The organism is Streptomyces sp. NPDC059567, from assembly GCF_042735655.1.
Taxonomy (GTDB): domain Bacteria; phylum Actinomycetota; class Actinomycetes; order Streptomycetales; family Streptomycetaceae; genus Streptomyces.
Genome location: NZ_JBHWBS010000006.1, coordinates 131,308 through 139,770 on the forward strand (window position 1 = coordinate 131,308; position 8,463 = coordinate 139,770).

Genomic DNA, 8,463 nt, shown 5'->3' on the forward strand with positions numbered 1-8,463 from the left:
CCCCGGCCCCGCACCACCCCCCCCCGCGCCCGGCGTCGGGCGGGCTCTGCCCCCCGCCCCCCGCCCCCCCGGGGGGGGGGGGCGGGGGCGCCCCCCCCCGGGGGCGGGGGCCCCCCCCCCCCCCCCCCGCGGCTCGCGGACATCGCGGCCCAGTCGGGGGTCAGCGAGGCCACCGTCAGCCGTGTCCTCAACGGCAAGGCGGGCGTGGCCGGCGCGACCCGGCACCGGGTCCTCGCCGCGCTCGACGTGCTCGGATACGAGCGTCCCGTGCGGCTCAAACGCCGTAGCGCCGGCCTGGTCGGTCTGGTCGTCCCCGAGCTGACCAACCCGATCTTCCCGGCCTTCGCCCAGGTCATCGAGCAGGTCCTGGCCGGGCACGGCTACACCCCGGTGCTCTGCACCCAGATGCCCGGCGGCGCCACCGAGGACGAGCTCGTCGAGCAGCTGGAGGAGCGCGGGGTCACCGGCATCATCTTCCTCTCCGGGCTGCATGCGGACGCGAGCGCCGACCCGGAGCGGTACGTCCGACTGGCCGCGCGGGGCGTCCCGTTCGTCCTCATCAACGGCTTCAACGAGCGCGTCGACGCCAACTTCGTCTCGCCCGACGACCGGGCCGCGGCGCGGATGGCCGTACGGCACCTGGTCGAGCTGGGCCACGAGCGGATCGGCCTGGCGATCGGCCCGACGCGCTACGTACCCTCGCGCCGCAAGGCGGAGGGGTTCGCGGCCGAGCTGCACCACCTGCTCGGGATCGAGCGGGCGGAGGCCGAACGGTACGTCCGCCCCACCCTGTTCGGCGTCGAGGGCGGGCACGCGGCCGCCGACATCCTGCTCGACCAGGGCTGCACCGGGATCGTCTGCGGCTCCGACCTGATGGCGCTCGGTGCGATCCGGGCCGTGCGCGCCCGGGGCCTCGACGTGCCCCGTGACGTGTCGGTCGTCGGCTTCGACGACTCGCCGCTCATCGCGTTCACGGACCCGCCGCTCACCACCGTGCGCCAGCCCGTGCAGGCGATGGCGACGGCGGCGGTGGGCGCGCTCCTGGAGGAGGTCGAGGGGAACCCCGTGCAGCGCACGGAGTTCGTCTTCCAGCCGGAGCTGGTGGTACGCGGGTCCACGGCGCAGCCGCCGGTCGGAACCTCGCTGCAACTCCTTGCGTAACTCCCTGCATTGAGGGGTCCCAAGGGTTGACCGGGGGTCGGGGCACTCGTACGGTCACGGCTGAAAACAGTTGCTGCTAGTTTCGGCAACATCTTGCGACAGTGAAGTCAGCAGGAGGACAACATGGCCAGAAAGACCGTGGCCGCTGCACTCGCCTTCGTGGCGGGAGCCGCTGTGGCCGTCACGGCGCCGACCCCCGCACAGGCCGCCCCGCCCGGTGAGAAGGACGTCACCGCGGTGATGTTCGAGTGGAAGTTCGCCTCCGTGGCGAAGGCCTGCACCGAGCAGCTCGGCCCCGCGGGTTACGGCTACGTCCAGGTCTCGCCGCCCCAGGAACGGATCCAGGGCTCCACCTGGTGGACCGCGTACCAGCCGGTCAGCTACAAGATCGCCGGACCCCTCGGCGACCGCACCGCCTTCAAGTCCATGATCGACACCTGTCACGCGGCGGGCGTGAAGGTCGTCGCCGACTCCGTCATCAACCACATGGCCAACGCGTCGGGCACGGGAACGGGCGGGACCTCGTTCTCCAAGTACGACTACCCCGGCCTGTACTCCGGCGCCGACATGGACGACTGCCGGGCCACGATCTCCAACTACCAGGACCGGGCCAACGTCCAGAACTGCGAGCTCGTCGGCCTGCCGGACCTCGACACCGGCGAGGACTGGGTACGCGGCCGGATCGCCGCCTACATGAACGACCTGCTCTCCCTCGGCGTGGACGGCTTCCGCGTCGACGCGGCGAAGCACATGCCGGCCGCGGACCTCGCGAACATCAAGTCGCGGCTGAGCAACCCGGGCGTCTACTGGAAGCAGGAGGCGATATACGGGGCCGGTGAGGCGGTCTCCCCGAGCGAGTACCTGGGCAACGGAGACGTCCAGGAGTTCCGCTACGCACGGGACCTCAAGCGGATCTTCGGCTCGGAGAAGCTGTCGTACCTGAGCAACTTCGGCGAGTCCTGGGGCTACATGGCCTCCGGGAAGTCCGGCGTCTTCGTCGACAACCACGACACCGAGCGCGGCGGCGACACCCTCAACTACAAGAACGGCGCCACCTACACCCTGGCGAGCGTCTTCATGCTGGCCTGGCCCTACGGCTCTCCGGACGTCCACTCCGGCTACGAGTGGTCCGACAAGGACGCGGGCGCGCCGGGCGGCGGCCAGGTCAACGCCTGTTACAGCGACGGCTGGAAGTGCCAGCACGCCTGGCGCGAGATCGCCTCGATGGTCGGCTTCCGCAACGCCGCGCGCGGCACGGCGGTCACCCACTGGTGGGACAACGGCAACAACGCGATCGCGTTCGGCCGGGGAGACAAGGCGTACGTCGCCCTCAACCACGAGGGCACGTCGCTGACCCGCACCTTCCAGACGGGGCTGCCGGCCGGCACGTACTGCGACGTGCAGTCGAACACGGGCGTGACGGTGAACTCGGCCGGCCAGTTCACGACGACGCTGGGTGCCCACACGGCCGTGGCGCTGCACGTGAACGCGAAGAGCTGCGGCGGCGGCACGACGACCCCGCCGCCGGCCGCCGACGGCGCCTCCTTCAACGTCAACGCCGCGACGGTCTCCGGCCAGAACATCTACGTGACCGGCAACCGCGCGGAGCTGGGCAACTGGTCCCCGTCCGCGGCCCTGAAGCTGGACCCGGCCTCGTACCCCGTCTGGAAGCTCGACGTCTCCCTGCCGGCCGGCACGGCCTTCGAGTACAAGTACGTCCGCAAGGACGCCGCGGGCAACGTGACCTGGGAATCCGGTGCGAACCGCACCGCGACCGTCCCCGCCTCCGGCCGGATCGTCCTGAACGACACCTTCCGCACCTGACAGCTCCTCCCACCAGGGCCGCCCCGCCGGGGCGGCCCCCCTTCCCGTACCTCCAGGGAGAACCCCCGTGATACGCAAGAGAACGGCGGCCGTCGTGGCCACCGCCCTGTGCGCGGCGCTGGTGCCCGCCCTTCCCGCGGCCGCAGCGCCCCCGCCCCCACCCCCGCCGTCCGACAAGGCGCTCGCCGCTCAGCCCGCGCGTCACGACCTCACCCGGGAGCAGTTCTACTTCGTCCTGCCCGACCGGTTCGCCAACGGCGACACGGCCAACGACCGCGGCGGCCTCACCGGCACCCGTCTCGACACCGGCTTCGACCCCGCCGACAAGGGCTTCTACCAGGGCGGCGACCTCAAGGGCCTCACCAAGAAGCTCGACTACATCAAGGGCCTCGGCACCACCGCCATCTGGATGGCGCCGATCTTCAAGAACCAGCCCGTGCAGGGCACGGGCAAGGACGCCAGCGCCGGCTACCACGGCTACTGGATCACCGACTTCACCCAGGTCGACCCGCACTTCGGCACCAACGCCGACCTGGAGAAGCTGATCGACCAGGCCCACGCCAAGGGCATGAAGGTCTTCTTCGACGTCATCACCAACCACACCGCCGACGTCGTCGACTACAAGGAGAAGACCTACGACTACCTCTCCAAGGGCGCCTTCCCGTATCTGACGAAGGACGGCGTCCCCTTCGACGACCGCAGCGGCTCGTTCCCGCGCGTCGACACCGACTCCTTCCCCCGCACCCCCGTCGTCCCCGCCGACAAGAAGAACCTCAAGGTTCCCTCCTGGCTCAACGACCCGACGATGTACCACAACCGGGGCGACTCGACCTTCGCCGGCGAGTCCTCCCAGTACGGCGACTTCGTCGGCCTGGACGACCTGTGGACCGAGCGTCCCGAGGTCGTCGAGGGCATGGAGAAGATCTACCAGCGCTGGGTGCGCGATTTCGACATCGACGGCTTCCGCATCGACACCGTCAAGCACGTCGACACCGCCTTCTGGACCCAGTGGGCCACCGCTCTCGACGAGTACGCCGCCAAGCGCGGCCGCGACGACTTCTTCATGTTCGGCGAGGTCTACTCCGCCGACCCGGCGATCACCGCCCCGTACGTGACCGAGGGCCGCCTCGACGCCACCCTCGACTTCCCCTTCCAGGACGCCGCCCGCACCTTCGCCTCCCAGGGCGGTCCGGCGGACAAGCTGGCGAACCTCTTCGGCCAGGACTACCGCTACACCACCGACAAGGCCAACGCCTACGAATCGGTGCCCTTCCTCGGCAACCACGACATGGGCCGCTTCGGCACCTTCCTCAAGCAGGACAACCCGAAGGCCGGCGACGCCGAACTCCTCCAGCGCTACCGGCTCGCCAACGAGCTGATGTTCCTCACCCGCGGCAACCCCGTCGTCTACTACGGCGACGAGCAGGGCTACACCGGCGCCGGCGGCGACAAGGACTCCCGCCAGACCCTCTTCGCGTCGAAGACCGCCGACTACCTGGACGACGACCAGCTCGGCACCGACCGCACCCACGCGAGCGACGCCTACGACGCCTCGCACCCCCTGTACCGCCAGATCGCCGCCCTCTCGAAGCTCACACGTGAGCACCCCGCCCTGCGCGACGGCATCCAGCAGCAGCGGTACGCCGAGGGCTCCGTCTACGCCTTCTCCCGTACCGACGCCCGCGCGAAGAACGGGCCCGCCGAGTACGTCGTCGCGGTCAACAGCTCCACCGAGGCGAAGACCGTCGAGATCCCGACCGGCTCCGCGGGCATGGCCTTCACCTCGATCCACGGCGGCGACGCCCGTGTCACCAGCGGCGGTGACACGAAGATCAAGGTGACCGTCCCGGCGCTCGGCTCCCTCGTGCTCAAGGCCGCCAAGCCGCTCGGCGCGCCCGCAGCCACGCCGGAGATCACCCTCAAGGCCCCCGAGGCCGGAGCCACCGGCACCGTCGAGCTCTCCGCCGACGTCACGGGCGGGCAGCTGAACCGCGTGGTCTTCGCCGCGCAGACCGGCAACGGAAAGTGGCAGGTCCTCGGCTCCGCCGACCACGCCCCGTACAAGGTCACCCAGAAGGTCACCGCGCCCACGGGAACGGCCCTGCGCTACAAGGCCGTCGTCGTCGACAGCGCAGGCCGCGCCGCGAGCGTGACCGCCGCGACCACCAGCGGCGCCCCGGCCGTCGAGCAGCCGCCGACCGCCACCCAGCGCGACTACGCGATCGTCCACTACAAGCGCACCGACGGCGACTATGCCGACTGGGGCCTCTACACCTGGGGCGACATCGCCGACGGCGAAGGCACCACCTGGCCCGCCGGCAAGCCCTTCACCGGCCGTGACGCCTACGGCGCCTTCGCCTACGTCAAGCTCAAGCCCGGCGCCTCCTCGGTCGGCTTCATCGCCGTGAACAAGGACGGCGTCAAGGACACCGACGCCGACCGGAGCATCGACCTCTCCAAGACCGGCGAGGTCTGGATCGAGCAGGGCAAGCCCGAGGTCCGCAACACCGCGCCCGAAGGCGCGTACCCGCCGCAGGACACCACGAAGGCCGTCCTGCACTACAAGCGCGCCGACGGCGACTACACGGGCTGGGGCCTGCACACCTGGACCGGCGCCGCGAACCCCACCGACTGGAGCAGGCCGCTGGAGCCGGTGCGCACCGACACCTACGGAGCGGTCTACGAAGTCCCGCTCGCGGCCGGCGCCACCTCCCTCTCCTACATCCTGCACAAGGGCGACGAGAAGGACCTGCCCACCGACCAGTCCCTCGACCTCAAGGCCAACGGCCACGAGGTGTGGATGCTCGGCGGCCAGGAGAAGTACCTGCTGCCGCAGCCCAAGGGCAGCGGCGCCGCGCTCGACCTCACCAAGTCCCAGGCGATCTGGATCGACGAGACCACCCTCGCCTGGAACGGCAGCGACGCCGCCGCCTCCAGCGTGCTGCTCGCCTCCCGCGAGGGCTCGATCACGGTCGAGAACGGGACGCTCACCGGCGACCGTCAGGTGCTGCGCCTGAACCCGGCGCAGCTGACCGACGCCCAGAAGGCCGCCTTCCCGCACCTGAAGTCCTCCGGCGCCTTCACGGTCGACCCGCGTGACCGCGACCGCGTCCGCGAGGCGCTCAAGGGGCAGCTCGTCGCCGCCCAGTACGCCGCGAACGGTGCCGTCCTGACCGCCACGGGCGTTCAGCTCGCCGGTGTCCTCGACGACCTGTACGCGACGAAGGCCACCGGGGCCGCGCTCGGCCCGGTGTTCCGGAACGGCCGTCCCACGCTGTCCCTCTGGGCGCCCACCGCCCAGTCCGTCGCCCTCGAACTCGACGGCAAGGCCGTGCCCATGCGCCGCGACGACGCCTCGGGCGTCTGGTCGGTCACCGGCACGCGCGCGTGGACGGGCAAGCCGTACCGGTACGCGGTCAAGGTCTGGGCGCCGAGCGTCCGGCAGATCGTCACCAACAAGGTCACCGACCCCTACTCCACCGCCCTGACCACCGACTCGGTCCAGAGCCTCGTCGTCGACCTCGCGGACCCGAAGCTCGCCCCCAAGGGCTGGAAGAGCCTGGCCAAGCCCGCCGCCGTACCGCTGCGGGACGCCCAGATCCAGGAGCTCCACATCCGCGACTTCTCGATCGCGGACACCACGGCCGTCCCGGCGCACAAGGGCACGTACCTCGCCTTCACCGACACCGGAAGCAAGGGGGCACAGCACCTGAAGGCCCTCGCCGCCTCGGGGACCTCCTACGTCCACCTGCTCCCGGCGTTCGACATCGGCACCATCCCCGAGAAGAAGTCCGCGCAGACCGAGCCGGCCTGCGACCTGAAGGTCTACGCCCCCGACTCCGAGGAGCAGCAGGCCTGCGTGGCCGCCGCCGCGGCCAAGGACGCCTACAACTGGGGCTACGACCCGCTGCACTACACCGTCCCCGAGGGCTCCTACGCCACCGACCCCGAAGGCACCCGCCGCACGGTCGAGTTCCGGCGGATGGTCCAGTCCCTCAACGGCGCCGGACTGCGCACGGTCATGGACGTCGTCTACAACCACACCGTCGCGAGCGGCCAGGCCGACAAGTCCGTCCTCGACAGGATCGTGCCCGGCTACTACCAGCGGCTCCAGGCCGACGGCTCCGTCGCCACCTCCACCTGCTGCGCCAACACCGCGCCCGAGAACGCCATGATGGGCAAGCTCGTCGTCGACTCGATCGTCACCTGGGCCAAGCAGTACAAGGTGGACGGCTTCCGCTTCGACCTCATGGGCCACCACCCGAAGGAGAACATCCTCGCCGTCCGCAAGGCCCTGGACGCGCTGACCGTCGCCAAGGACGGCGTCGACGGCAAGGCGATCGTGCTCTACGGCGAGGGCTGGAACTTCGGCGAGATCGCCGACGACTCCCGCTTCGTCCAGGCCACCCAGAAGAACATGGCCGGCACCGGCATCGCGACCTTCTCCGACCGGGCCCGTGACGCCGTCCGCGGCGGCGGCCCCTTCGACGAGGACCCGGGCGTCCAGGGCTTCGCCTCCGGCCTCTTCACCGACCCCAACTCCTCGACCGCCAACGGCACTCCGGAGCAGCAGAAGGCCCGCCTCCTGCACTACCAGGACCTGATCAAGGTCGGACTCTCCGGCAACCTCGCCGACTACACCTTCACCGACACCTCCGGCCGTACGGTCAAGGGCAGCCAGGTCGACTACAACGGCTCCCCGGCCGGCTACGCCGCCGCCCCCGGCGACGCGCTCGCCTATGCCGACGCCCACGACAACGAGACCCTGTACGACGCGCTCGCCTTCAAGCTCCCGGCGGCCACCTCGGCGGCCGACCGGGCGAGGATGCAGGTCCTCGCCATGGCGACCGCGACCCTCTCGCAGGGCCCGGCGCTCTCCCAGGCGGGCTCGGACCTGCTGCGTTCCAAGTCGCTGGACCGCAACTCGTACGACAGCGGTGACTGGTTCAACGCGATCCACTGGGACTGCCGGGACGGCAACGGCTTCGGCCGCGGCCTGCCTCCGGCGGCCGACAACAAGGCCAAGTGGGGCTACGGAAAGCCGCTGCTGACCGCCCCGTCGCTCACCGTCGGCTGCGCGCAGATCGACGGCGCCTCGGCCGCCTACCGCGACCTCCAGAAGATCCGTACGACCGAGTCCGCCTTCTCCCTCGCCACCGCCGGGCAGGTCCAGGACGCCCTGTCCTTCCCGCTCTCCGGCACCGGCGAGACCCCGGGCGTGATCACCATGCGCCTCGGCGACCTGGTCGTGGTCTTCAACGCCACCCCTGAGCGGCAGACCCAGCGGGTCGCCGCCCTGGCCGGAAAGGGCTACGGCCTGCACCCGGTCCAGGCCGCGGGCGGGGACTCCGTGGTCACGTCCGCGTCGTACGAGACGAGCTCGGGCACCTTCACGGTCCCGGCCCGCACGGTGGCGGTCTTCACCACCCGCTGACCGCACACCCGCACGTGCGGCGAGGCCGGCCGGGGGTCCCCGGC

Annotated in this window: 3 protein-coding genes; all 3 read left to right on the forward strand. The window is 70.9% G+C overall.

Annotation, left to right across the window (positions count from 1 at the left end):
- Positions 1-141: 141 nt before the first annotated feature.
- Complete coding sequence (locus tag ACFVZW_RS05555) at positions 142-1,161, forward strand: LacI family DNA-binding transcriptional regulator (RefSeq protein WP_384517123.1); 1,020 nt, start codon at positions 142-144, stop codon at positions 1,159-1,161.
- A 123-nt stretch (positions 1,162-1,284) separates the two neighbouring features.
- Complete coding sequence (locus ACFVZW_RS05560) at positions 1,285-2,985, forward strand: carbohydrate-binding module family 20 domain-containing protein (RefSeq protein WP_384517099.1); 1,701 nt, start codon at positions 1,285-1,287, stop codon at positions 2,983-2,985.
- Positions 2,986-3,052: 67 nt separating this feature from the next.
- On the forward strand, positions 3,053-8,419 hold the full coding sequence (gene pulA / locus ACFVZW_RS05565) for a pullulanase-type alpha-1,6-glucosidase (RefSeq protein WP_384517102.1): 5,367 nt from the start codon (positions 3,053-3,055) through the stop codon (positions 8,417-8,419).
- The last annotated feature ends 44 nt before the right edge of the window (positions 8,420-8,463 follow it).

What these genes read in the sequence shown, in the direction of transcription:
- ACFVZW_RS05560 (WP_384517099.1), top strand. Translation starts at nt 1,285, where the DNA reads ATGGCCAGAAAGACCGTGGCCGCTGCACTCGCCTTCGTGGCGGGAGCC.